Annotated in this window: 17 protein-coding genes; 3 read left to right on the forward strand and 14 right to left on the reverse strand. The window is 55.5% G+C overall.

Annotated features, from left to right (window positions below; all coding sequences use genetic code 11):
- Positions 1-52 precede the first annotated feature (52 nt).
- Together HYPMC_RS15480 and HYPMC_RS15485 are read left to right on the forward strand one after the other, a co-directional pair.
- A complete protein-coding gene (locus HYPMC_RS15480; RefSeq protein WP_013948956.1) occupies positions 53-1,999 on the forward strand; it encodes an ATP-dependent endonuclease in 1,947 nt (648 codons plus the stop codon).
- A gap of 49 nt (positions 2,000-2,048) precedes the next feature.
- Positions 2,049-3,458 (forward strand): DUF2130 domain-containing protein, encoded by a 1,410-nt coding sequence (locus HYPMC_RS15485; protein WP_013948957.1) that lies wholly within the window; start codon positions 2,049-2,051, stop codon positions 3,456-3,458.
- Positions 3,459-3,666: 208 nt separating this feature from the next.
- On the opposite strand, the gene HYPMC_RS15490 is transcribed toward HYPMC_RS15485, so the two are convergent.
- The 10 genes from HYPMC_RS15490 to HYPMC_RS23345 all read right to left on the reverse strand — a co-directional run bounded on the left by HYPMC_RS15490 (position 3,667) and on the right by HYPMC_RS23345 (position 18,342).
- Positions 3,667-5,055 (reverse strand): hypothetical protein, encoded by a 1,389-nt coding sequence (locus tag HYPMC_RS15490; RefSeq protein ID WP_013948958.1) that lies wholly within the window; start codon positions 5,053-5,055, stop codon positions 3,667-3,669.
- On the reverse strand, positions 5,052-11,132 hold the full coding sequence (locus tag HYPMC_RS15495; RefSeq protein WP_244420903.1) for an AAA domain-containing protein: 6,081 nt from the start codon (positions 11,130-11,132) through the stop codon (positions 5,052-5,054). The genes HYPMC_RS15490 and HYPMC_RS15495 overlap by 4 nt, the downstream gene beginning before the upstream one ends.
- A 230-nt stretch (positions 11,133-11,362) precedes the next feature.
- Positions 11,363-12,019: a 4Fe-4S cluster-binding domain-containing protein gene (locus HYPMC_RS15500; RefSeq protein WP_013948960.1), complete on the reverse strand. Its 657-nt coding sequence runs from the start codon at positions 12,017-12,019 to the stop codon at positions 11,363-11,365.
- On the reverse strand, positions 12,016-13,860 hold the full coding sequence (locus HYPMC_RS15505) for an AAA family ATPase (protein ID WP_013948961.1): 1,845 nt from the start codon (positions 13,858-13,860) through the stop codon (positions 12,016-12,018). Before HYPMC_RS15505 ends, HYPMC_RS15500 begins: the two co-directional genes overlap by 4 nt.
- Positions 13,861-14,330: 470 nt before the next feature.
- Positions 14,331-15,161, reverse strand: a complete 831-nt coding sequence (locus HYPMC_RS15510; protein ID WP_013948963.1) for an enoyl-CoA hydratase/isomerase family protein — start codon at positions 15,159-15,161, stop codon at positions 14,331-14,333.
- A 211-nt stretch (positions 15,162-15,372) separates the two neighbouring features.
- Positions 15,373-16,128: a Phenylacetic acid catabolic protein gene (locus HYPMC_RS15520; protein WP_013948964.1), complete on the reverse strand. Its 756-nt coding sequence runs from the start codon at positions 16,126-16,128 to the stop codon at positions 15,373-15,375.
- Positions 16,125-16,361 (reverse strand): hypothetical protein, encoded by a 237-nt coding sequence (locus HYPMC_RS15525; RefSeq protein ID WP_013948965.1) that lies wholly within the window; start codon positions 16,359-16,361, stop codon positions 16,125-16,127. Before HYPMC_RS15525 ends, HYPMC_RS15520 begins: the two co-directional genes overlap by 4 nt.
- Before the next feature lie 13 nt (positions 16,362-16,374).
- The gene (locus HYPMC_RS15530; protein ID WP_013948966.1) at positions 16,375-16,689 is read right to left on the reverse strand and encodes a metal-sulfur cluster assembly factor; all 315 of its coding nucleotides are present in this window, start codon (positions 16,687-16,689) and stop codon (positions 16,375-16,377) included.
- Entirely contained in the window at positions 16,683-17,645 is a 963-nt protein-coding gene (locus HYPMC_RS15535; RefSeq protein WP_013948967.1) for a Phenylacetic acid catabolic protein, read from the reverse strand. Before HYPMC_RS15535 ends, HYPMC_RS15530 begins: the two co-directional genes overlap by 7 nt.
- A gap of 13 nt (positions 17,646-17,658) precedes the next feature.
- The gene (locus tag HYPMC_RS23345) at positions 17,659-18,342 is read right to left on the reverse strand and encodes a TetR/AcrR family transcriptional regulator (protein WP_013948968.1); all 684 of its coding nucleotides are present in this window, start codon (positions 18,340-18,342) and stop codon (positions 17,659-17,661) included.
- Between the two features lie 84 nt (positions 18,343-18,426).
- Between HYPMC_RS23345 and HYPMC_RS15545 the strand changes: the two genes are divergently transcribed.
- A complete protein-coding gene (locus HYPMC_RS15545) occupies positions 18,427-19,224 on the forward strand; it encodes an alpha/beta fold hydrolase (RefSeq protein ID WP_013948969.1) in 798 nt (265 codons plus the stop codon).
- Here the strand turns inward: HYPMC_RS15545 and HYPMC_RS15550 are convergent.
- The 4 genes from HYPMC_RS15550 to HYPMC_RS15565 are packed head-to-tail and all read right to left on the reverse strand — an operon-like array spanning position 19,199 to position 24,200.
- Positions 19,199-20,812 carry a class I adenylate-forming enzyme family protein gene (locus HYPMC_RS15550; protein WP_013948970.1) on the reverse strand — a complete coding sequence of 538 codons (1,614 nt, stop codon included), beginning with the start codon at positions 20,810-20,812 and terminating at the stop codon, positions 19,199-19,201. The genes HYPMC_RS15545 and HYPMC_RS15550 overlap by 26 nt on opposite strands.
- Before the next feature lie 6 nt (positions 20,813-20,818).
- Positions 20,819-22,402 (reverse strand): UbiD family decarboxylase, encoded by a 1,584-nt coding sequence (locus HYPMC_RS15555; RefSeq protein WP_013948971.1) that lies wholly within the window; start codon positions 22,400-22,402, stop codon positions 20,819-20,821.
- A gap of 24 nt (positions 22,403-22,426) precedes the next feature.
- Positions 22,427-23,701, reverse strand: coding sequence for a TRAP transporter large permease (locus tag HYPMC_RS15560; protein ID WP_041300248.1), 1,275 nt, complete (start codon positions 23,699-23,701; stop codon positions 22,427-22,429).
- Between the two features lie 10 nt (positions 23,702-23,711).
- A complete protein-coding gene (locus HYPMC_RS15565; RefSeq protein ID WP_041300251.1) occupies positions 23,712-24,200 on the reverse strand; it encodes a TRAP transporter small permease in 489 nt (162 codons plus the stop codon).
- Positions 24,201-24,270: the final 70 nt, after the last annotated feature.

The following is a 24,270-nucleotide window of genomic DNA, read 5'->3' on the forward strand; positions in this document are numbered from 1 at the left end:
ACCAACATCATTATGATCTTCTGCAGTTTTGATTCTTTCATAGGCCATATTGATGCGGCTCAAACGCGCCGAGATTTTTAATTACCGATCCATCAGACAGGCGACGATCGAATTCGGCGACCAGACCCGGCTGATCGGGGGCAACGGATGCGGAAAGTCATCCGTAGTCAAGGCATTGGAATTGTTCTACGCGCCCGCGAAAACAACAGTCTCCCGCGATGACTTCTTCGGCCGCGATGAAGCGAACGAAATTGAGATCGCGCTCACCTTCCATGAGTTCTCCGACCAAGAGAAAGAGACGTTTAAGGGTCACATCACTGAGTCCGGGGAGCTAAGCGTTAGCCGCGTTTTCTCGGCGAATGGCGGCAAAAACAACGGCAAATACCACGGTGTGCAGCTCGCGTACCCGGCCTTCCAGGCTGTGCGCGCTGCCGGCAAGGCAGCAGAGAAATCTGAGGCATACAAGGCGCTGCTTCCCGAACATCCTGACCTAGACAAGGGTGCGAAAACAGCAGCGGCAATTGAGGCTGCGATGGCCGCCTGGGAAGCTGCAAATCCTGAGAAATGCCAAGCGCTGCGAGACGACGGCCAGTTCTTCGGCTTTGAGGGCGTCGCACAGGGAAAGCTGTCCTCGTCAACCGCTTTCGTGTTCGTACCTGCCGTCAGGGACGCAGCGCAGGATGTCGCTGAAGGGAAAGGGACCCCTATTACCTTACTGATGGATCTGATCGTCCGGTCGGCAATAGAGGCGCGACCGGAGATCAAGGAGTTCAGGGCTAAGGTTGAAAGCGAATACCAGGCACTCACTGATCCTGCGAAGCTCACTGAGCTCGGCGGGCTTGCTACTACGTTGTCTGGCACGCTGAGCACCTACTATCCGGAAACTTCCGTAGAACTGGATTGGCTCCAACGGGATGCGCTGAAAGTGCCGCTGCCGAATGCAGCAATCCGGTTAAATGATGATGGCTTCTCTACGGCCGTCGACAGGACTGGGCACGGCTTGCAACGCGCGCTGATCTTAACTTTGCTCCAGCATTTGGCGACGGCCAGCATGAAGTCGGAAGACGTCACTGAGGAGATGAGCGGAACTCCCACCGAACCCGATCTCATCCTCGCCATCGAGGAGCCCGAGGTATATCAGCACCCAACAAAGCAAAGGCATTTTGCTCGCGTCTTGGATTTGCTGAGCAGCGGCAAGCTAGCCGGTATCGGCAAGCGCATCCAAGTTATCTACTGTTCCCACTCGCCGATGTTTGTTGCTATGGAGCAGTTCGACCAGGTGCGTCTGATGAGGCGCATTAAGAAGGAGGGGCAGAGAGAATCGGTCCCACATGCCGTTTCCCTTGCCGATGTCGCGACGGAACTAGACGCCGCACATCAGGCGGAGGGCAAGTTCAGCGCAGATCGTCTGCGGAGTAGACTCCACATCATCGATATAGGTGTGGCCGAAGGGTTCTTCTCCACCGTCACCGTGCTTGTAGAAGGGCCGAGCGATCGGGCAGCGCTCCTCGCCGCGGCTAGATACCTCGGCAAAGATTTGGAGCAGAACGAAGTAGCTGTCGTCTCCGTCAATGGTAAAGCCAACATTGACCGTCCTGCCGCTGTTTTCCGCGGGCTTGGAATTCCGGTCTACGCTGTATGGGACTGTGATGAGGGCACCAATGATTTTCGGCCCGAGACCAACAAGGCACTTCAACGCCTGTTCAAGACGCCCGAGGCCGAAATTGTCGACGCTGTTGACCGCATTACGACGAATTATGCTTGCTTCCGCGTCAAGCTTGAGGAAACGCTGAAGGCAGAAATCGGCGCTGAATTTTACCGCAAAAAGATGGATGAGCTTAAGACTAAGTTCGAAATCACAAAAGATAACGATGCGCAGAAATCGCCTGTCGTGATGTTCGATCTTATCGTTGAAGCCGCTAATGCGGGCAATGTTCCCAAGACCTTGGTCGCAATCGTCGAGGCGGTGATTGCACTTCGTCCTACACCAGAAATATGAGCTGCATTCCCCTTATGTAGCGGAAGTCATTGGCGGAGGGTAATTAGTCATGAATGAAATTATCTGCCCGCACTGCGGGAAGGCGTTCAAGATCGATGAGTCCGGATACGCCGATATCCTGAAGCAAGTTCACGACAGCGAGTTCGAGAAGCAGCTGCACGAACGGCTTGAATTGGCCGAGCAAGACAAACGAAGCGCCGTCGAACTCGCCCGAACTAAGGTCGCCAGTGAATTTCAGAACACATCCGCAGCCAAAGACGCTGAAATTCAGGAACTGAAGTCAAAGCTCGAGGCCGGTGAGGTTGCGCGGCAGCTCGCCGTGACTCGGGCGCTAAGTGCCGTGGAAAAGGAGCGCGATTCGCTAGCGAACGAACTTACCCAGGCCAAGAATGACAAGAAAGCCGCTTCCGAGCTGGGCGAGGCAAGATTAGCGAACGAATTGCAGAAGGCAGTCAGTACGAAGGACGCGGAGATCCAGGACCTGAAGGCCAAGCTTGCCGCCGCCGAAGTTGCCCACAAGCTCGCGATCAACGAAGCTGTCAATGTAGTTGAAAAGGAGCGCGACGTACTGAAGAGCGGCGTTGAGCGAGCGGAGCTTGAGAAGCAACTCGCAGAAAAGGCGCTGAAAGACAAGTACGAAACGCAGATAAAGGATCGGGATGACGCGATCGAGCGCCTCCGGGACATGAAGGCTCGACTGTCGACCAAGATGGTTGGCGAAACCCTTGAGCAGCACTGCGAAACTGAGTTCAACCGCATTCGCGCGACGGCGTTTCCGAGGGCATATTTCGAGAAGGACAACGACACGCGGACTGGCAGCAAGGGCGATTACATCTTTCGTGACTCGGACGAGTCTGCCACTGAGATCATATCGATTATGTTCGAGATGAAGAACGAGAGTGATCGCACCACAACGAAGAACAAGAACGAGGACTTTTTAAAGGAACTCGACAAGGATCGCACCGAGAAGGGTTGTGAATATGCGGTACTGGTCTCCCTGCTCGAACCTGACAGTGAACTTTACAACACCGGGATCGTTGACGTTTTTCATCGCTATCCGAAGATGTACGTCGTCCGACCGCAGTTCTTTATTCCAATCATCACGCTTCTGCGGAACGCCGCAATAAACTCCCTCAAGTACAAGTCGGAGCTGGCGCTCATCAGGGCGCAGAATATAGATATCACTAACTTCGAAACCCAGCTTGAGACATTCAAGACTGGATTCGCAAAGAACTATGACCTCGCGTCCAAGCGTTTCCAAACGGCGATCGACGAGATCGACAAATCGATCGACCATCTACAGAAGACCAGGGATGCCCTAATTGGCGCCGATCGGAACCTTCGTCTTGCGAACGACAAGGCGCAGGACGTTACGCTCAAGAAGCTTACTCGAGGCAACCCGACGATGGCAGCCAAGTTTGCCGATCTTAAGGACAATGGCCCCTCAGATGCTGGATGAGGCAGGTCATACGCGGCCAAGGCGCGTTTTGACCCTGCAATTCCGCATATGGGCGTCGACGTTCCTGCGGGCTATCTGGCTTCCGGCCCGCCGCATCCGAATGAAATTCCTTCGGACCCAAGCCTCCGCTAACAAGTGCACGAGACGGTCAGCCATCTCGATGTCTGGTTCTCTACGTCGCAGAATAGAACTTACGGCACAGCGTGATTCATCTGCTAGGCAGTTGACGGGCCTTGAGTTGAGAGGGGTATGCCACCTGATCTCCTGCGTCCCGATCAGTGCGATCTTCGCTGATCACCTTAAGGGGTATGGCGCCGGCAACAGTTGATCGCTCAATGGCAATATCTCCTCCGACGCTTCCAAGAAACCCCCGCAGCTTGTCGAGATCTCCACACCACTGAACTTCGACATCACGGTCTCGCGAGCGGTCGCGCGGTACACCCTGAGGCGCAAATGCGACAATCCGCATTTGCAATCTCTCGGCTTCAGGCGAACCATTGATCTCAAGGCCGAAGCCCGGCGTATTCGCGTGCCGCATCACGACGGCGTCGCCCTTGGCGAAAGCTGTCGCCATGCCTTCTTGTACTTCATAGCCTAGGCTTGACAGGCCTTGGAGGATCGCCTTTCGGCGCGCTTCAGCGGCCAACCGGTTAATCTCTGATGTTACGAGAACCTTCGCGGACGCGATCAACTCATTGGCCTGCGCTGCATTTGAGGCAGTGATGGCGGTCTTTAGGTTGGCAGCGAGCGCTCTCGCGGCTTCGGAGTTGAAGCGCCGAACTTCAGCTAATTGCTCGCGAAGTTTCGCGACTAGATAGTTGTTCTCTCGAGCCACACGAGTAGCGTCAGCCAAATCCGCGACGAGGCTATCGGTTAGCAATCGCTTTCGAGTCTGTGAAGGTTCGGCACCGATTGCTGTTATCCGCTGCTCAAAGATTTCCCGGTTAGGGCCACCTAAGGAACCGAGTTCAACGATAAAGTTGTCGATACGTTTGAGGCGCTCGTCTTCATGGTTTTCGAGATTTTCGACACGCCATTTAGCGAAACTTGTTGAACGCTCGCCGGCCGCAAGTCTGGCTGCTATCTCACTCGTCCGCTCCTGCGCCACACTGGTCGCACTATTGCCGGCGAGAACGGCGTAGGCATCAGCAAATGCACGATCCGTATCCGCATTGTTTTCATTTCCCGCAGCAATTTCCTCAAGTAATGAGAGCAGCTCTGTCGACACATCCTTTCCAGCGGTCCGTAGCTTGGAAATCACTGCGTTAGCCGCCGCGCAACGCCTGCGCTTTCTTGTCCGCTTCGCCGCTGCCCTCTCAATCGCTGCGGCCAGCCGAGCCTGCGCATCTTCCTCTAAGAACTTGATTTCTTCCGGTACTGCTTTTTGAAGATCGAGGAATGCGTTCGCATCCAAAAGCGCGCGGAGTTCATCCCGCCGCTTGTGAACGGCGGCAATGTCCGCTTCGTTAATTCCGTTGGCGCGTTTCCCAGATTCCGTCCAGCCCTCTATCGCGGCGTCAAGCCGAGCGAGATGCTGCTCGCAGATAGCTAGAATTTCCTCTCTCGTTACAATCCGAACGACTTTTGGACCGCTCATGCCGCTCTCCCGCCTGGATTGCTCAGCGCCGACGCGATAGCCGCGCGGAGGCGCTCCTGCTCGTAGGTTCGACGCGCATACCATTCGGCACACGAGATTCGATGAAGTGAACGCACCGTGTTCGAGAGAATTCGCGGCCGCCATAACTCGCGCGCTCTGGCGCGGGCAAGAATTTGGTGTTGGGGTGCATCGCACTCGATGCCAATGCCATAGAGACCGGTGTTTGGGTTCACAATAGCTAGGTCGACGTTGAATGCGTCGTCTTGGTCACCCGGGACGGGATCATAACCGATTTCTCTGATGAAGCGCTCTACCGAGCGCTTGAATGCATCGCCTAAATCGTGATCCCGCCCCTCCGTCCGCTTGCCCTCTGTTACCATCCGTCGACAGAGTGATCGCGCGGCATCTAGATCCTGTGCGGTAATGGCTCGACCGAATTCCAGATATCCTTGGAGGTAGTCACGCTCAGTCATTGGCGGCCGATGCGTTGACAACATGTCGGACACGTCGCCAATTGGGATTGAAGTCGCAACAATGACTTTTCTCTTGGCTCGCGTGATCGCGACATTCAAGCGACGTCGGCCGCCATGCTGGCCAAGCACACCAAAGTTTCGGCGAAACGAGCCATGCTCGTTGCGCCCAAACGTCGTTGAGAAGATGATTACATCGCGCTCGTCGCCTTGCACATTTTCGACGTTCTTGACGAAGAAACCAATGTCTTCGTGATCCTGTGTCCGCTGCTGCTCTTCGATATAGGCCCCTCGGAACGCCTCGTCTTCTTCTGCTCGTTCTTCAAGGCGGTCCTCGATCAAATCGGCCTGCTTACGATTGAATGTTACGACTCCAATAGAGGGGCGTCGTTGCTGGGGTTCCGACCAATAGTCTGCGAGGAGGCCAACGATGCGATCTGCTTCCTCCAAGTTGGTTTGCTTGGAATAGGTGCCGTTAACGTGTACGATTTCGATCGGGCACTGTTGCAGCACAACCGAGTCGGGGTGTTGGATAGGGACGTTCAGCCGATTGCCGTAAAATGCTGCGTTAGAGAAGGCGATGAGCTCTCGGTAGGCGGACCGATAGTGAACTTCGAGCATGGTTGTCGGTAGCGACACTCGAGCCAGATTTAGGAGATCTGGACAGTCCTTGATCTCACGGCGGTTCCAGGTTTCCTCTAATGCTTCGCGGGCGCTTTCACTTAGCGCTGTATCATCTACATCAACGTCAAGATCTTCCTCATCGTCTTCAATGCGCCCCGCAAAGAACGACGTCGGCGGCATCTGTTTTTCATCGCCACTCACAACCGCAATTCCCGCCCTAAAAAGCGTCGGAAGTGCATACTCGATGGGCATCTGCGATGCCTCGTCATAGACGACAACATCGAACAGTCCGGGCGTCAGTGGGAAGATTCGGCTTGCCACATCTGGATTCACCAGCCAAACTGGCCGCAATTCAAAAAGTCCGAGATCCCGTCCGTTTTCAATGAGATCGCGAATACTAGATCGCAACACACCGTTCGCCGCGCGTAGCCGCGTAATACTTGTCCATGTCTGCTGCGAGCCCTGAACCTGATTGTTGTCGACGCCATCGGCCAAAAGGCGACTATTGAGGACGCGGATTTTTTGATCGGCATCAGCGAGTGATTGAATTTTTGTTTCTATCTCGCCCTGGTCCATGAGCAACGATGGTTCACGTTCCTCTAGCGCAGCTTTCAACGCTAGGCGGGGCTCACGAGCGATGATCCGCCGAACCATGGCGGTAAGTTCGCTTGTTGGTAGGATCTCTAGCGGTCCCTCAACTTCACGCAAACACTCGAACACTGCAAGGACCATCCCGTCTTGCCCTGCCACGCGCCGACGGAACTCTTGAAACGCCTCCACCGTCGGCAAGGCTCCAGCAATCGGTCCAACCCGTGCCGTGTTCGACTTGCCCATTGCAATTGCTGATTGACAGGACGACGACCACTTTTCTTCGAACCAGCTCCCAAGGGCCTCAAGTGCGGCCGCGCTATCCGCTCGTGCTTTGCACCGCTTGATTGCCTGTGCCACCTCTTCAAAGAATATCGGTAACGCATGGTTCTTGGTTGCCTCAAATGCCATATTCGGCTGAGGTCCTTGAGCGAGCATATCGGCGACCGCAGCGACGTTTCCAAGCGACTGGCGTAGGTCCGCGGTTAGACGTCGAATGCTGCTGATTGGTAGATCGCCGACCGTAGGATTATCAATGTCAAGATCTTCAAGGATCCTCTGCAGCCGCTGCTTAACAGCTCGTAGCTCGCGCTCAAATCGTATCGCCGCGTGCAATAGCGCAACGTCATGTTTTTCTCCCAGCTTATGATCGCGGAGAAAGCGCCTGAGCTGCCTGAGCGCGGTGTACCTAAAAGGGCTCAGTCGGCTGATAAGCGACGTCGAGGCAAGCACGCGGCCGGATGCGCGCTCAAGTTTGGAAAAGATTGTCCCGTCAAGGGAGAGGAGAACGCGCTGGAGCTCGACCGGCGGTGCGGAAGAGGCCTCCTTGTCCAATATCGTAAGAAGTTCGTCGAGTTCTAAGATCAAGCCTCTTCCATCCTCCTTTTCAGTCAGGACGGCGGAGACGGGCCGGAACAAGGAAATCCAGCGCGCCAGATTCTCTCGCTGTTCGCCGCGCTGCGCGGCGACCACATCAGTTGAGTCGGAGAGCCACGTGAGCGTGTCGCCGGGGTTCTCGACTTCAAAAACGGCGGATCTCTCTGCAATTATATGTACGCGCATTGCTTCGACGGAGGCAAAGCGTTCGAAGTCCTCGCTAAACGCGCGCACCGTCGCAGGATCGGCTTGAAATATCTTTAGTACGCGCAGAGGGCTTCGTTCAAATTTCGAGGGTAGCCAATAGCGCGCCAGCGAGGCACACGCCTCCTCAATAGCAGTCCGCTGTGCGGGAGGTAGAGATTGGAGAAGGCGACGAAGTTTTGGTACATCAATTGGCGGTACCCCAGCGGCTTCTAGATCAACCAGTTCGCTAAGCAGTGATCTGTAACTAGAACCCGTTTGTTCGTCCACGCGATGCACCGCGTCGTGACGGCGATCGAGCTGTCCCTCTAACTCTTCGATCAAAGTCGCTAGTTGTTTCCTCCGGTTGTTTACGCTGCTTATGCCTGATGGAGGATCGCGGCGTAAATTGAAGACCTGATCGCGGATCATTTGAAGGACCGGCTGCCGGTCTTTATTTATGTCCGTTATCATCACGCAACGGTCTTGCAGCCCCTCCTTCTCAAGACGCTTTCTCACGACATCTATTGCCGCAAATTTCTGGCAGACGACTAGTACGCTCTTCTTTCGACCTATAGCGTCGCCAATAACGTTGACGATGGTTTGACTCTTGCCGGTCCCTGGAGGACCTTCGAGCAATAAGCCAGGGCTATGCCGCGCCTTGAATACGGCGTCCTCTTGCGACGGATCACTCGCCGCACTGAAGAAACGATCTACTTCACGGGGCGCGGTGTGGGTGATCTCCTGTTGCACAGGATCGGAGATACGAAGTAGCGCGGCCAATGAGGTGGAATCAGGCGCTCTCGACTTCAGGCGTCTCAAATCATCGACAATGGCCTGGCCGATATAAGAGAGATGAAAGAGAACAGCTGATGCCGTGACCCGTCGCGCGAAAGGAGGAAGTTGAACATCTCGAGCGGGCAGTTTCGAAATCTGGCGACCCGTTGATGTTGCTAGGGTCGCAAATGCATCCATTATGTCCGGTGGATTTAGAGTTGATCGACCGAGAAGTTCGTCGATTAGCTCTCGCCACCTGGCCATTTCCTCGATTCCGACGATGCCCTCGAGTGCAGGATTAATTCGAACGTCCTCGCGTTCTCGATCGAAGGCGATCGTCACATCACCCCGAACGCCTGTTGCGACATCCACGCGCACTGGCCAAAGAAGGACCGGTGCTATCCGAGGCTTGGTTGTCGATCTTCCATCGCGAGCTACAAGAAATGGAAATCCCAGATAAAGCCCGTCAATACCCGTATCTCGCTTGTATATGACCGCGCTCTGAACAAGGTGCCGCAATCGGCTTTCTGGCGAGCCCTCAGAAATTGCGAATATAGCTGGGTCAACACTAAGTTTCTGATCTGAACGTCGCAGAACATGGGAAACAATATCGTCTGGACTTCGCCGTTGTGTACCTAGCTCCGAGACGTCAATGCGCGGTGTCGTCTTACCAATCGTCATCCTAACCAGCGGCCCTCGCGCTAGCGAAACCGTTACCTTCTTCTCAAAATATTCGAGAATACGCTGGTAGTATTCGTGCTTCGGCGGCTCGAGCCAATGTTCCGCAGGAATTGCTAGAAGCGCTAACGCCCGAGCAATTGGCAGACGCCGCTCTAAGCGGAGCTGTTCGACCCACTCGTCCGCGCGAGAAATATTACAGCGCGCTAGATCTCCGGTCCGCTTCCGCACCTCTGCGATAAGGTTGCTGCGGGAAAGCTCAAGAGATTGGTCCGCGATCATGGGATCAAATCCCAAAATGCCGGCGCGTTGTGCCAGTTGTGCGGCCTCTTCGATGACTTCATCCCTGCTTCGGAAGAACCCGGTATCCGCGGCTAGAAGGATGATTAAATCTTCTTCCGAAGACTGGCGTCGTTCCATCAGGCTCGCGATCCCGGCATGTTCGGTGTCGGGAAAAAGCCGCCGCTTCGCATCCCATTCGGATGCGAGTTGTGATCGCGATGTGGAGAGGAGATAGGCGCGTAACGCAGCTTCTTCCAATTGGATTTCTAGAAGCCTTGCCTTTTCCCGTACAGCGGTGGCGCGTACTCTAAGACGGGTTAGCCATACTTCCGAGCCCAGAACTTCAAGTATGTCCGGTGCGGGACCATCAATCAGCTCGTAACCGAGTTCACTATTCGTGCGAAGCCAGGGCGGGTTGATGATGTCGCCCCGGAACGTGAGGGGCATATTTTCGTTGAGGAGCTTAAGAGCAAGAGACAGTCGAAAGTCATCATGGAGACCATCTCGTCGTGCGACCTGACGCAACGCCGATGTCGTGCCGCTGGGCAATCCGACCTCAGCGGACCAACTCGCAACTTCGCCGCGCATCAGTAGGTCTCGGGCCTCATCCCAATACTCGGAGCCAGCGGCTTCGAGGGCGAACCGTATAGGACTCGTATGTGTTTTGCCGCCGAGAACAATCGTTGGGAGTTCAGCAGATTCGCTCTGGCCGACATTTACCTCGGTGGGCAGCTCAACGGGCTCCCCGTCGAGACAGGCTTTGAGTTGTTTCCAACCCCACCGTTGGGACTGATCTCGTATCAGCAGACCCCGGAGAAGAGTTCGAAGTTCGCCCGGCAGGTCCTCTGGAATCGGGACGCCGGTCGCAAGAGCATGCATCAAGAAAACGCGGGGGTTGATCCCATCGAAACAGCGACCTTCCGTAATCTGTTCGAGCAAGATCATGCCTAAGCTCCACCAGTCCGAGGCGGAAGCAACGGCACCGATGACTGCTTCCGGCGCGGTATATCGCGTCAATTCAAGTGGAGCGACGATATCGAGATCGAATTCGGACAAGCGTGCGGACTCAAACCCCGTGATAACGAGATCGAGCGGATCCTCGGCTCGAATGAGAATGTTAGGCGGCCTTAAATTCCGATGGCGAAGGCCGGCTTCAGCGAAATCCCTGAGTGCTGTTCCGATCTCCAAGGCAAGCGTACGAACGGCTTCAATCTGACAGCCTGACGGAGACCGGTCTGCGAGCGAACCCGTCTCCATGTTCTCGCACACATCGTAGGCGCGATCACCCCAACGACCGGTTGTTATGAGCTCGGGAATATGATCGCGTGGGAGACGTCGAAGCAATGCATAAACGGATGGATCGGGTTCAGAGCCTATTGCATAGAGTGTGAGGACAGCCGACTTATTCCTATCTGCTTTGGTTGCAATGAACCGTTCGACTGCGGGCCCTGTCGTCTCTAAGCGACGTTCTAGATGCCAACCATCGATCGTCGCTGGCGCCGGCATGTCTTCATCAGAATCCGGACTAGCTTCATCTGCTTCGTAATGCGATTGAGCTTCATTGAAGCCGCTCGGTGTTACAACATCGGCGTGACACACCGGGCAAATGAAATCCCCCGCTGTGATCGGATGCCCATTTGGACAGGTTGGGCCTGATGAAGTTGTATTTGCTGCCGGCACACTCGTGAGTGGTTCCGGACGCCAGCCAGTTGCCCGAATGGGCTCCTCGGAGATCAGCCAAGGCTCGAAACCTCTTTCAATGCAACCTTGGCATAGAACTTCGCCGAGGCCGCGCTCGGTTTCGCAACTCGGGCACCATCGCATCCGACTTAGCGACAACTTTTATCCTCCGATGTTGCGACCCGGTGGCCATCGGCTTCGAGCAACTCACGAAGACGCGCGAGATCGCCGCGGTCGGGAATGCCAGCGAACCACACGGCACCACCCTCTTCGAAGGCTATGTCTAGTCTGCGGTCTTGTTCGCCTCGCGGGCCATCGTAATTGGCAAAGCGGCGTCGGCCGAGCTGCGTTAAAGGAAATAGACGTTGATTGTCACTACCGCGCAGACGGCGCGTTTGCGCCGTTGACCGTACGAAAGGATCGGTCACGATTGCATCGATAAGGCCCGACAGCCGCTCCAAATGCGGGCCAATTGCTTCAAAAGAATAGCCTGAGAAAACCAAAATGTCCGCGGAGCATTCTAGTCTCAGAAGGCGGAGCAAAGCCTCAAGCGCCGCGACCTGATCGAACGGCTCACCTCCGGAGATCGTAATGCCATCTGCCTGCGACAACCAAGGTTTGATTGATGCAAGAACTTCGTCAATGGCCACGGTTGCCTTCGCGAATGTCCAAGTGTCCGCGGAAATACAGCCCGAACACCGAATTGAGCATCCCTGGAACCAGATGCCAATCCGCTTTCCAGGACCGAGGGCCGTGACCGGAAAATGGAGCCGTGAAAGACCGACAGCGATAGGTATGTCACTCATGATGATCTCGACAGTCGCAGCGAAGTCACTGGCCCTTTTTCCAAATCGGCAATTGTGAGCCGACCGTCCCGCCCGTCCCCAAAATCGAACAGTGAACGTGCAAGCGGATTCACAAGATGGCGTTCGACCTGATTTCGGATGCCACGGCCGCCGTTGGATAGATCTTCAAGGCATAACGCGGCGAGCTTCTGACGTGCGATATCACTCATCGAGATCTGGATGCCGCTTTGCGCAAGATCGGCCAAGGTGGAAACTACCATCGAATCAAAAATCTGAATCGCAACCTCCGGGCGGATAAAGTCGAAGACTATAATGTTTTCTCCAATCCGATTGAGGATTTCTGGCCGGTTTAATGTGATCTTAAAATGACGATCAATCTCTCTCCTGACGCCAGCCCTAACTTCATCGAATGGTTCGCTCGGCGAGACATTTAAGGTGCGTCCGCCGGATGGGTCGTCGCGGTAGATTCCGAGATTAGAAGTGAAGACGATAAACGCCTCTGAAAAATAGACTCGATCACCTCGCCCGGATGTGAGTACGCCGTCGTCGAGCACTTGCAGGAATTTATCGAGAATGCGGGGATGCGCTTTCTCGATTTCATCGAACAGCACCACGCAAAATGGTCGCTCGCGAATGGCGTTCGTTAATTCTCCGCCAACGTCATAGCCGACATAGCCGGGTGGGGCGCCTATCAATCTTTGATCCGAATGCTCTGCGCCAAATTCAGACATGTCAAAACGAATATACGCACTCTCATCACCGAAGAGCAGAGAGGTTATCGTTTTGGCGAGTTCAGTTTTTCCCACGCCAGTGGGACCGGCCAAGAAAACGACACCCCGTGGACGTCCTCCTCGGCGTGGAGCCCCAACTCCCGTAACCGCACGCTTAATAATGTCCAGCACATGCGTGATGGCGTGGTCCTGGCCCTTGACCCGCTCGCGAATAAAATCAGGAGCCGACTCGATCTTGCGTCTATCGATCTTGCGCCAAGGGTCTTCAGTCACTCCCACTTTGTAACGTCGCACGGCATCACCGATACGGTCGAACGTGACCCCCTCGCCGCGTCCCAATTGCGCAATTGCATTGAGATCCGTCAGCAGCAATCCGTCCGTCATATCCACGAACGCATCTGCAGCTGACCGAATTGCATCCGAAGTAGCTCCGGCCCCTCCCGACATTGTTTTCACGAGTGTCTGACCGAGGGATTTTCGCACTCGATGGTCGGGCTTTGGGATCGGTATGTGCCGAAGGCGCGCGTTATTAAGTAGGAACCAATCTGGAAGATCGCCCTCCTTGTCGACGATCCAAAGGATAGAATTGAAGAATGGTGTTCGCTGTGCGCCAATTGGCTTGGGTCGAGCTGTATGGCACAGCACTTGTGCTCGCAGGAACAGCTGATGTTCATGCGGCTGGAGGAATTCATTCCGTACAATTAATCGCGATGCAAAATCGACGATGAGCGCGATTGGTCCATCGGGAAAAGAGACAATCTTTTCGAGTGTTGCCGAGAGTAAATCGAGGCCCCCGGGGGCTGCACCATCGGCAGGCGTTAAGCCGAGTTGGGTCAGAAGAGTTTCGCTACCAGCGGGCGATCCCAATAAAGGCTCGGCCAGCCCGAATCCCGTCGTAGGCTCGTATGTGACTACACGTCGATAACCCGCGGCGGTGAGTTCCGTTGCGACAAGGGTCAGCAGCGGTACTGCAGCGATAGCGCCCGGAGTGGTTTCGGTCGTCTGAAGATCCCGAATGTTACCTGTCAGGACAAACTGGCTCTTCAGCGGAAGGAAACGCTGGAGATCTCTAAGCCAACGCGGCTTTTCGTAGATGTCGACGTCAGCCATCCCCCAAACCTCAGCGACCAATACCCCACAATGCTCATAGGCGAGCAAAGGATATCAGTCGATGCGAATCGACGGCTATCTGCACTTTCACGGTAGCTTTTTCCACCACTTGTGCCGAGGGTGCATGGCAGTCAGCATCGATCGGGCGGACTTGAGTGCATGCTCCGGTTCGCTATGACTCGCCCCACCAGCGGCCTTGTAGGTATTGCGCAACGTTGCTTCCGATTGACGGGAAGAAATGCGGCTCCGATTTCCGCAAGGATGCAAATTGCAGACATCTGGCTAGAAAAGTTGGCCGACAGCTCAGAGCGATTGTTTGATATCGGCAATCGGTTTAGGAGCACACATCGCGGACACTTGAGCCAAACCTCTTAGTGACCCTTACTGGACATCAGGCGCCTGCCGGCCTTGGAGGTTGTTGATCGAAGCGATGCTTAGTGGTTGTTGGAAAGATGTCCGCACAGCAACGGTCAACGACTGCCTATAAGCTGGCCTCGGAAATCGGGATTTCTTTTCTCAATAAAGGCGCGGACACCTTCTTTATGCTCGTCGCTAAAGTTCGATAAGCCCTCAAGCGCAAGCGAGGCTTCTATGTTGGCGGAAACGATTTGCCTCAGGGTCGCATTAACGGCCATCTTGGTCGATTGTATCGCCTTCGTCGCCCCCCGCAACAACTGCTGCGCGAACGCGTCGACACTGTCGTCCAGCTCTTCGTGCGGAACGCAATAATTGATGAGGCCGATGCGCTCGGCCCGCTCGGCGCTGAGCAGGTTTCCCGTCATCAAAAATTCCTTGGCGCGCGCATAGCCGACAAGTTGCGGCCATATCGCCGATCCGCCATCGCCAGCGACGAAGCCGACCGATACGTGCGGATCGCCGATCTTTGCCTTCTCCGATGCAAAAACGACATCGCAAAATAAAGCGATGGTCGCACCAAGACCGACTGCACTGCCGTTGAGCTTGGCAATGATCGGCTTTTCGCAATCGAGAAGGCTGAAGACGATCCGCTTTGCTTCCGTTACCGTCTGATACCATCGCTCGGGATAGGTGATTAGGTCTTCCATCCATTGAACGTCGCCGCCGGCGCAAAATGCGCGTCCCGCACCAGTCAGAACGATGACGTCGATCGTGCTGTCCGAGCCGGCATCGGTAAAGATCTGCGATAATTCGCGATGCATCCGCGCATCGGTGGCATTGAGCTTCGCGGGCCGATTCAATGTCAGGGATAGAAGGCGGTCGTTCTTTTCGATCGTGATGTCTTGATATTTTGCGTAAATTTCTGAAATCGAATTTACCTCCATTATCGGTGAATTTCCTCGCGGACGGCTGGCGCTCGAAATTTGAACCACCCGAAATGAGTTCGGCAGACGTTGCACTTCATCAACATTTCCGACGGATGCGCACCATATAGCGAGACGACGCGAACGTCGTCGCTATTACAGTTGACGCAGGCGATGCCTCGAGCGAGCGCGGCAATCAAATCGGGCGCTTTTTGGGGCGGGCCGCTTTTCGTCATTGTTCGCCAACGCGCATATGTTGGAAGAGACCATCGGGAATGGCACCGGCACGTCTGCGCCGTCGGTCCCACGCATCTGATATTTTGCGCTTTGGCAATTCTATCGCCACCTCGAGGAGCTGATAGATCCCATTGAGTTCCTTATTGAAGAGCGCATGCACCTCCTTGTTGGATGTTTTGCGAAGTCCGGAGACGTGCGTGCTGTCGTCTTGCTCAGCGGGGCCTATCCACTCGTTGGCGAGCGCGGCGCGCGCGCCGAGGCAGCTAACGAATTCAGCCTGTTCCTCGGCCTCAAACGCTTCGGCCCAACCTTTGACGTAGAGCTGATGAAAATATTGCTCCTGGTGGATCTTTTTCAGAAGAAGTCCGCCCTGACGGTCGCTTCCATCTAAGAATCCAGTCGTGAGCGCCTTGATCGCCGCTTCTGCCGCAAAGATGGCAGCAAGGAGATCCGGCCACGATTGAGGCGGTCTATCGAGGACGGCCATCGCATGGATGTCCTCTGCACGTCTCCCGCGCTCCAGATGATCATAGTCGAAGCCGTAGTTGACGAGATATTGAAAGAGCACTCGGGCGTGGCCGAGGGACGTGCCGCCGAGGGCGAGCAGCGTCGCGAAATCGGCCACCGATCGGCCATTGAAGACCGTCGTGAAGCACCATGCGGAGAGAGCATGTTTGGAATCCCCAACGGCGAGCAGATCGGAGATGTAATTAGGATCGGCCGTCGTGCTTTCTTCGATGATGGCGTTCATAGTATCCTTTCGGCGTTAGCGCCTCGCCCAACGGCGAGCACCTCAACAATCGCGTTGCTCCTCACTACCCACATCTCTTTCCACGGATGTTCGTCGAAGACATACCAAGCGCGCGCACGGGCGAGATCATCGCTGCCGGCGAGCACCCGCCCGAGGTGATGAAGGGTTTCCGATGAATTGCGTCGTGCGAAGACTTCATAGCCTTCTTCAGCCGCACACGCCTTTTTCGGCATAGTCCCGGACTCCTTAGTAGAGAATTCCATGCTCTTTCAACGTCGCTCGCGCATCGCTTGCTAAGAGGTCGATGCTCCAGGGCCGGGCCCAACCAAAATCTATTGCGACCTTGGATACACCCGATAGCTTGGACACCTTTTCCCGGATCGCAGATTCCAGAACCGCAACGCCAGGACAACTGAGGCACGGCATGCTAAGGTGGATCGTGACTTGACCGTCTTGGTCCACGTCGACGGCATGGAGCATCCCCATTCGCTCTATGCTGATCGGCACATGGGGATCATTGACGCCTTGAAGCGCGAAGATGACGTCTGAAGCTGTTACCACAGCGCATCTCCCCAAGACTCGTTCTGGAGTCTTTGGAGGCCCGGCTGCTTGATCGGGCCGCCTTTTTTCCACTGCCGGAACTTCTCATCCCAAGTGACCTGCGTGAAATCCCATTTTCCCGTCTCGTAGTCGAACAGGATCGGCTCTTGATAATCCAAGACGTAGGAGGATTTGTCGGTGTCGAAATGCGCAGGAACCTTGATCCCAACGGATGTGCAGAAAGGAACCACCTCAGCCAGCCACTTCTGCCGAAGCTCGTCATTGCTGAGACCGCGGATTCTATAGAGAATTTGATCGGTTCTCTTCTTCATATGGTCGGGAACGCCAAACCACGCTGCCGCCATCGGAAAGTAGGCATCGACGGCGTCTTGGACCCGTTTGCGCGTTTCGGCGGAATGATTCCAGAAGTGCTTGACCCAATGTTCGCCGTGGAGGACGTGGAATCGTTCCTCGAAATTGACTTTCCTGAGCGAGCGCGCATAAGGCCCATAGGAGCAGTGCTCTTCGAGGTCCATGGTCGTTACGCGACCCGCTCGATCACCCAGCATCATCATCGTGACGCATTTGATGTAGTCGTCGATATCTTGCTCGATCAATTGGAACGAGCGGAACTTCTGAGGATCGCGGATAAAGAGATAGTCGTGCGTGTCAACGCCGAAGTCCTCAAGCAGACTGTACATCACTTGGGCATGTCCCATTTCGTCCTGGATGGCTGACGCCACCGCAATTCTATCGTTGAAGGACGGGGCATTGACCAATGCGCCGTAGTAAGCTGGCAAGGTCATAATTTCGAGGTCGGCTGCAATCATGATCGTCTGGAGGAGAACGTCTCGGTATCGCGGCGTCATGAAGTCCAAGTGCTCGACGATTTCGCCGGCGCGCAGACGCACCTGCAGCGCCAACTCGCTGCGTTCGGAATGTCCATCTTCTTCGGAGCCTGGCACAAGATCGAGCATCGATTTTATTCCTCTATTTGGCGCGCCGGCCACTGCCACGCGTGACGCCGAGCTTCACGACCGACGAATTTGGCTTTCGTCCGTTCTCTAGACCCGCCCAGAGAACGGCACGCAGCGTTCGAAAGAGTTCGGCACCGTCGATTTTTCGCTTTTGACGAATCTGTTCGAGCATTGCGCCGTCTTCGAGAGCCAAAACGAGACTTGCGAGCTCTTTGGCGCGTAGGTCGGTGCGGAAAAGCCCCGAGATCTGTCCTCTACGGATAACCGCCTCGAGACCTTTAAGGAGCAAGACATAGCCGCCGCTGACATAACGAGCCGAGCGGGTGTTGGTGCCGTTGAGCTCAATCGACAGCAGGATCGTCATTAGGAGCTTGCCGGGTTCCTCGGCGGCGATATGAGCCTTGCATAGAAGATAGCGGTCGAGGGCTTCTGATGGACCAGCTCCGTCGAGAGTCAACGCGCCGAGCAAGGGTTCGAGAACGACGGTACGCACGCGTGTCATGACGGCCAACAGCACGTCTTCTTTGTCTTTGAAGTAAAAATAGATCGCGCCCTTGGTATAGGGCGTCATTGCCGATATGTCGTCGACGCGCGCGCCAAGAAAGCCGTGCGAAAGAAATAGTTTTTCGGCGGCATCGAGAATGGCCTCGCGGGTCATTTCCCGCTTCGCTTCGCGCTTGGAAAGAACTGCTTTCATTCAATATCCGGGCAAGTTGCTAAAAACATTCCAGCCAGTATCATGACGGCTGAGTGAGTTCAATGATGGAGGAACGAGCCGTACATGAGTTTTGAAATTGCGGATATCGACGGGGCGAAAGTAGAGTATCGATTGGAGCCGCCACACCATCCAGGGTTCCCCACGATTGTGTTTCTTCACGAAGGTTTGGGCAGCGCGGCGTTGTGGAAAGATTTTCCAAAAGAGCTCGCTGAGCAAACGGGATGCGGAATTCTCGTTTATAGCCGTGCCGGATATGGTCGATCGCAAGCGGTTTCGTTGCCTCGACCTGTTGATTACATGCAAAAGGAGGGACTTGAATTTCTTCCGTCCGTCCTCGAACATTTTGGTCTCCGCGACGTAATCCTGTTTGGCCACAGCGATGGCGCAACGATCGCACTTGTCGCTTGCGCCGGTCCCGCTGCTAAATATGTCAAAGGCGCGGTGATCGAAGCGCCCCACGTCGTCATCGAACCAATCACTGTCAGCGGCATTGCAAAGCTCGCCGATGAATTTCGAAAAGGGCCCCTCAAGGCGCGTCTGGAGCGCCATCACGGGACCAACACCGACTGTGCATTCTGGGGCTTCGCGGGAACATGGCTTAATCTCGAGAATGCCAGGTCCTGGACGATCGTGCCTCTGCTGCAAAGCATCAATCAGCCGCTCCTCGTCATCCAGGGAGATCGTGACGCCTTTGGCACGGCCTATCAAGTACACACCATTGCGAAATCGGTTTCTGGCGTCTGTGCGGTTCAAATGCTTGCCGGCTGCGGACATGCTCCTCATGTCGAAGCTCGGGCGAACGTTCTTGACGAGACCTCGCGCTTCATCGCCCATCTCACGGCCGACCGAGCCGTCGCCTGAACGTTGCTGTCGGATATGTTTCCTCGGCGGAAAGCGTAGTCCACGTCTCGCGAAGCTTGCTCCGTAAGACCTTGCCGCGATCGTTGCGCGGCAACTCATCAACGAAGAAAACGTTTTTCGGGACCTTTGCGGGAGGAAGATATCGCCGACAGTGGTCCGTGAGATCAGCGGCATCGACCGTGGCTCCAGGTGCTTCGACGACGAAACAAACGACCTCCTCGCCATAGATTCGATCTGGAACGCCCACCGCCGCCGCTTCCCTTACGCCGGCATAACCCGAGAGAACGCTATCGATCTCGGACGGCGCAATATTCATCCCGCCACGAATGATGAGGTCTTTAGAGCGACCTGTAATATGAACGAAGCCATCGGCATCAATGATACCGAGATCGCCGGTCTTGAGAGGCGTTCCGCGGATGGGCTCGATGACGTCGTTTCCGATAAGGTAACCTACAGCCACATGGGGGCCGCTGACCGAAATTTCTCCTTCGGTCTCATGCCCAAGGGACGCGCCGAGCGGGTCCACGATATCGACTTTTTGGTAGAGAACAGGGCGGCCAACTGTGCCGTAGCGGAAAGCGTCTGGCCGATTGGCGCAGATCCAGTTTGCCTCCGACATCCCGTACATTTGAATGAGTTGCAGCTCATAGGTATCTTCGAATGCCTGCCACTGCGCTGCCGAGAGAGGCGCGGTGCTGCAGGTCATCAGCCGCAAGCTGCGCATCCGGGAGGCGTTATGTTTGGCTTCACCCTCAAGCAGGATCGCGATGACGGTTGGCACCCCGACTGCAAACGTAATTCTATTGTGCTCGATCCAGGCAAAGAACCGGCTTCTTGAAAACTTCGACGCGAAGTGAAGCGTGAGCCCCAGCTGTAAGAACGGCATCAGGCTCAGCATCTGTACTGAGGCCCACCCAAACGAGCGATACTCGAGCGTGCGGTCGTCCGGCGTGAGCCCCAAAGCATCGATCATCGAAAGGCCGCCGGCCCAATGAGCAAAATGATCGGCGACGACAAGCTTGGGCTTCTCGGTGGTCCCCGATGTGCAGAAGATCGTCGAAAGATCGCTGAGACCGTATGGCTCGTCCGGAAGCACCGCGTCCCGCATGACCGCATGGTTCTCTACATCGAGAAAGGACGGAGCTTCTTTCGTCCAGCGATCATAAAGCACTGCCTGCCGCGCCAGTTCCGGGAGGCTGGTGACGGTCGACAGGCTTTTCTGCATAAGGATGGCGCGCGGCGCGCAGGTCTCGCAAAGCTCGACAAGATGCCGTTCGTTCATCTCGATATTGAGCGGACAAATGACGGCGCCCACGCGCCATATGGCGAGCCACAGGACAACCTTTTCTAAAGTCTCGTCGGCCAGCAGAACGACCTTGTCACCAGCGCCGATGCCAAGCGTTAGGACATTTCTGGCTGTCGAATCGACGAGCGACGCAAGATCCGCATAAGTCAGGTTCGAACCCTGATCGAGATCGACAAGTGCGCGCTTATCGGGCCATCGAGAGGCATGGTCCGCCAGCAAGTGATTGATCGTCGCAAAGGAAATCGGGAAATCGAGTTCCGGAATGGAATAGAAGGCACTCATGGCTGCTCACCGTCCCGATTTCGACAAGAGGTCCGTCCAACCCGAACGCCTCGCGGTTGCGCGCGCGATGTCGTCGCTTTCAAAGAACCGAGACAGCGTCACGCGATCGATGGGATAACGTGGCCGCATGAAGTCCTTCTCATATCCATAGGGGATCGTCGCATCGATCCCCATACCGCCCTCGAAATTGGTGTTGCTTGCGGTCCATTCTTTATCTCCCGCCGTCATTCGCTCCGCGGGCATGAAGGTTTGTCCGCGGCCTCCGGGTATTGGATTGAGAATGTCGGTGCGTGGATTGACGCGCGTCGTGAGACACCACATGATCTCGTCCATGCTGTAGATGTTAACGTCTTCACTGACGGCAATGGCGAGACGCATCCCCTGAGATGTCGACAGCAAAGCCGCCAGGAAATTGCGCTGCCATCCCTCTTCGAGACGGCTGCGCTTCTTCACCTGGATGATGACGCCACCCCAGTCGGTCATCGCATAGGGGATGTGAACGTCCTGGACGATGCCAGGTTGCAGACGGTTACAAAGCTCGAACATCGATGCTTCGCGCACCATGGTCATGAGGTTATTGTCGTCGAGCGTATGAACGCCCAGAATATGGACGAGGGATTTTTGTGTTGGCCCTTTCGACGTAACCGCCGTGACGTGGAACGTCGGAGCCTTATACGCCTTCCCCATGTATCCAGCCCATTCAGGGTGAAAATGGTGCTTACCCTGCGTCTTATCGGCTTCGGCCTCTGCCGTTTCGTAACGCGAATCTCGCGGATCGATATAGCCTTCGAGAACGAGTTCTGCGTCAGCTAGCGCCAAGGCGTCGACGGTCTTCGCTTTGACAGTGCGCACCGGAAATCCCTGAATGGCGCCGGCGACGCCCAGCTCGTCGCAGCCATGGGGAAGGATGACATAACCAAAGGACGCCCCGGCCATGACCGTGCAGGCGACCGGCACGCCAAAGCAAAAGGTAATCGGGATGCGCTCGCGCTTGCGGGAAGCCTCAGTCAGAACCTGCCACACGTGTGACCCCGGCGCGATTTGAAAGGTGCCGACGTTGCCCCAACGAAAGTTGATCCTATTGTAACCGACGTCGGTGCCGCCGCCGAAAACCTCACCTGAGACAACCCTTATCCCGGATCCGATGGTGAGTTCCGTCTCAAGCTCGGTGTGGCGGATCGGAACGAGGTAACCCAAAATCTCAGCCGGATTCTCAACGACAAATCTTTGACTGGGCGCCAGTTCGGACGGCACGAGTTCGGGTTTGATCGGCTTTGAGATCGCCTTGGCGAGTTTATGCGTGCGGTCGGTGTCGTCGCTCCAACCGAACATCTGATTGACGACCGAAATGTCGCTAAAGAGGTTAGTGATGACGGCGTGGTTAGGCTTTCCCTTGACGGTGTTGAAGAGAGTTGGCACGCCGCCATCCAGAGTTTTCTGTATCCCGACGATTTCGAGATCGGGATCGACTTCGACGTCGGTTTCCAGCAGATATCCCGAATTTTTGAGCCAACGGATGGTATCGCCAAGGCTTTGCAGGCGCTCCCTATCGCTCGCTGCCAGTCTGTTCTCTTCCCGAATTTTGCTCATCGTTATCCGTATGTAGCTATCGTTTCAATTTGTGAGCCGCGGAATCGTAAGGGAGATCAGCGGAAAACAGACGATCAGGATCAGTGCAAAAACGTTGATGGCGACAAATGGAAGAACGCCGCGATAGATTTGTTCGAACGACACACCGAAGAGCGCCTTGGCGGCAAAGATGTTGAGACCGAAAGGCGGCAGAAACATTCCGATACTCAAGTTCACGACCGCGACGATGCCAAAGTGAATGGGATCGACGTGGAACGTCGTGACGAGTGGAAGCAGGACCGGCACCAGAATGAGAATGGCTGCCGGCGGCTCAAGGACGCTCCCGACCAGGAGAAGAACAACATTGATGATGAGCATCGTGCCCGCGTAGCCAAGATGCATTTGCTGAATTGATGCTGCGAAAGCCGCGGGCAACCCGCTTGCCGTGAGTAGCCAGGAGTACACGTTAGCCGCTGCCACAATGATTAGAATGCTACCGGTCAAGGTTGCCGAACGCTGAAAAATTTCCCAAAGTTTCACGAGCGGCATTTCGCGATGCACGACGTGCGTGACGAATATCGCGTAGACGACCGCGACGCCGGCGGCTTCCGTCGGGGTGAAGATGCCGCCATAGATGCCGCCGAAAATCACCAGGATCATGCCGAGTGACCATGCCGCTTCACGCGTCTTCGCCCACACGTTCTCCCAACGCGCGCGAGCTGTGAGAGGCAAGCGTTCGGCTCTGGTCTTCCAGACAATGTAGACGGAAAGCAAGGTGCCGATCAGGATGCCCGGCAGTATGCCAGCTGCAAAGAGTTTGGTAAGCGATTGTTGCGCCGTCAAACTGTAGAGGATCATCGCGATCGAAGGAGGCACGACGATCGCAATAGCGCCGGCGCTCGTTATGATGCCGACGGAGAACCGCTCGCTGTATCCATTCTCGCGCATGCTTGGATAGAGCAGCCGGCCGACCGCAACCATGCACCCAAGCGACGATCCCGAAATTGTGCCGAACATCTCCGACGAGGCGACCGTTGCAAGCGGCAATGATCCCCTGACACCACCGAGGAGAGCGAGAACCCAGTCCACGATTCGCCGGGCAATGCCGCCCTGCCCCATGATATCGCCGGCAACAATGAACAAGGGTACTGCCAATAGCGGAAAGCTTTGCAGGCTTCCGAAAATAATCGGTTGAATTGCTTCAGGCACGATGCCGTCCACATGCATAATCAGCAGCGACGCGGCGAGAATGGCAAGAAAGATCGGAAAGCCCAAAGCGATCAGGGCTGCAGGCAGGCCGATAAATAGGAGCGCCGACATTGGATCGTTGTCAGGTTGGGTTGGGTTGCTGCGCTGCAGACGCTCGGACTTCGCGCACGTCACAAACGGCCGATGAGGACGACCAGATGAGCCTCAATCTGATCAGAGCCGCGACGGCAGCAGTCAAAAAGCCTGCAGGAACGATCGCTTGTGAAATTGCGATGGATATTTGCGCAGCATCGCTCAGCTGTCCATAACGATAAAAGCGCTCGATCAAGGGTGCTGTCCAGAAGGTGATATAAAGTGAGACACCGATCAGGCAGAAAAGCGCAATCGAGTTCGTAACTTTCTGCCCCAAAGGCGGCAAGCGGCCGATAACGAGCTCCATCTTGATCTGGCGATCGCTGAGCGTCATAGCGGACAGCCCCGCAAACACCGATAGCGTCAGGAGATACATCATGACCTCCTCTGCCCACATGATAGGTGCTAGAAATACGAAGCGGCCGATGATATTCGCGACGTTGAGCCCAACAATGAGCGCCAGAGCGAGCGCAGCCACACATTGGCATGCCCACTCCAGTCGAACTCCTAACTTTTCTGCTGATATCGTCATTTCAATCCTACTCGTC

The sequence above is a fragment of the Hyphomicrobium sp. MC1 genome, from assembly GCF_000253295.1.
Classification (GTDB): domain Bacteria; phylum Pseudomonadota; class Alphaproteobacteria; order Rhizobiales; family Hyphomicrobiaceae; genus Hyphomicrobium_B.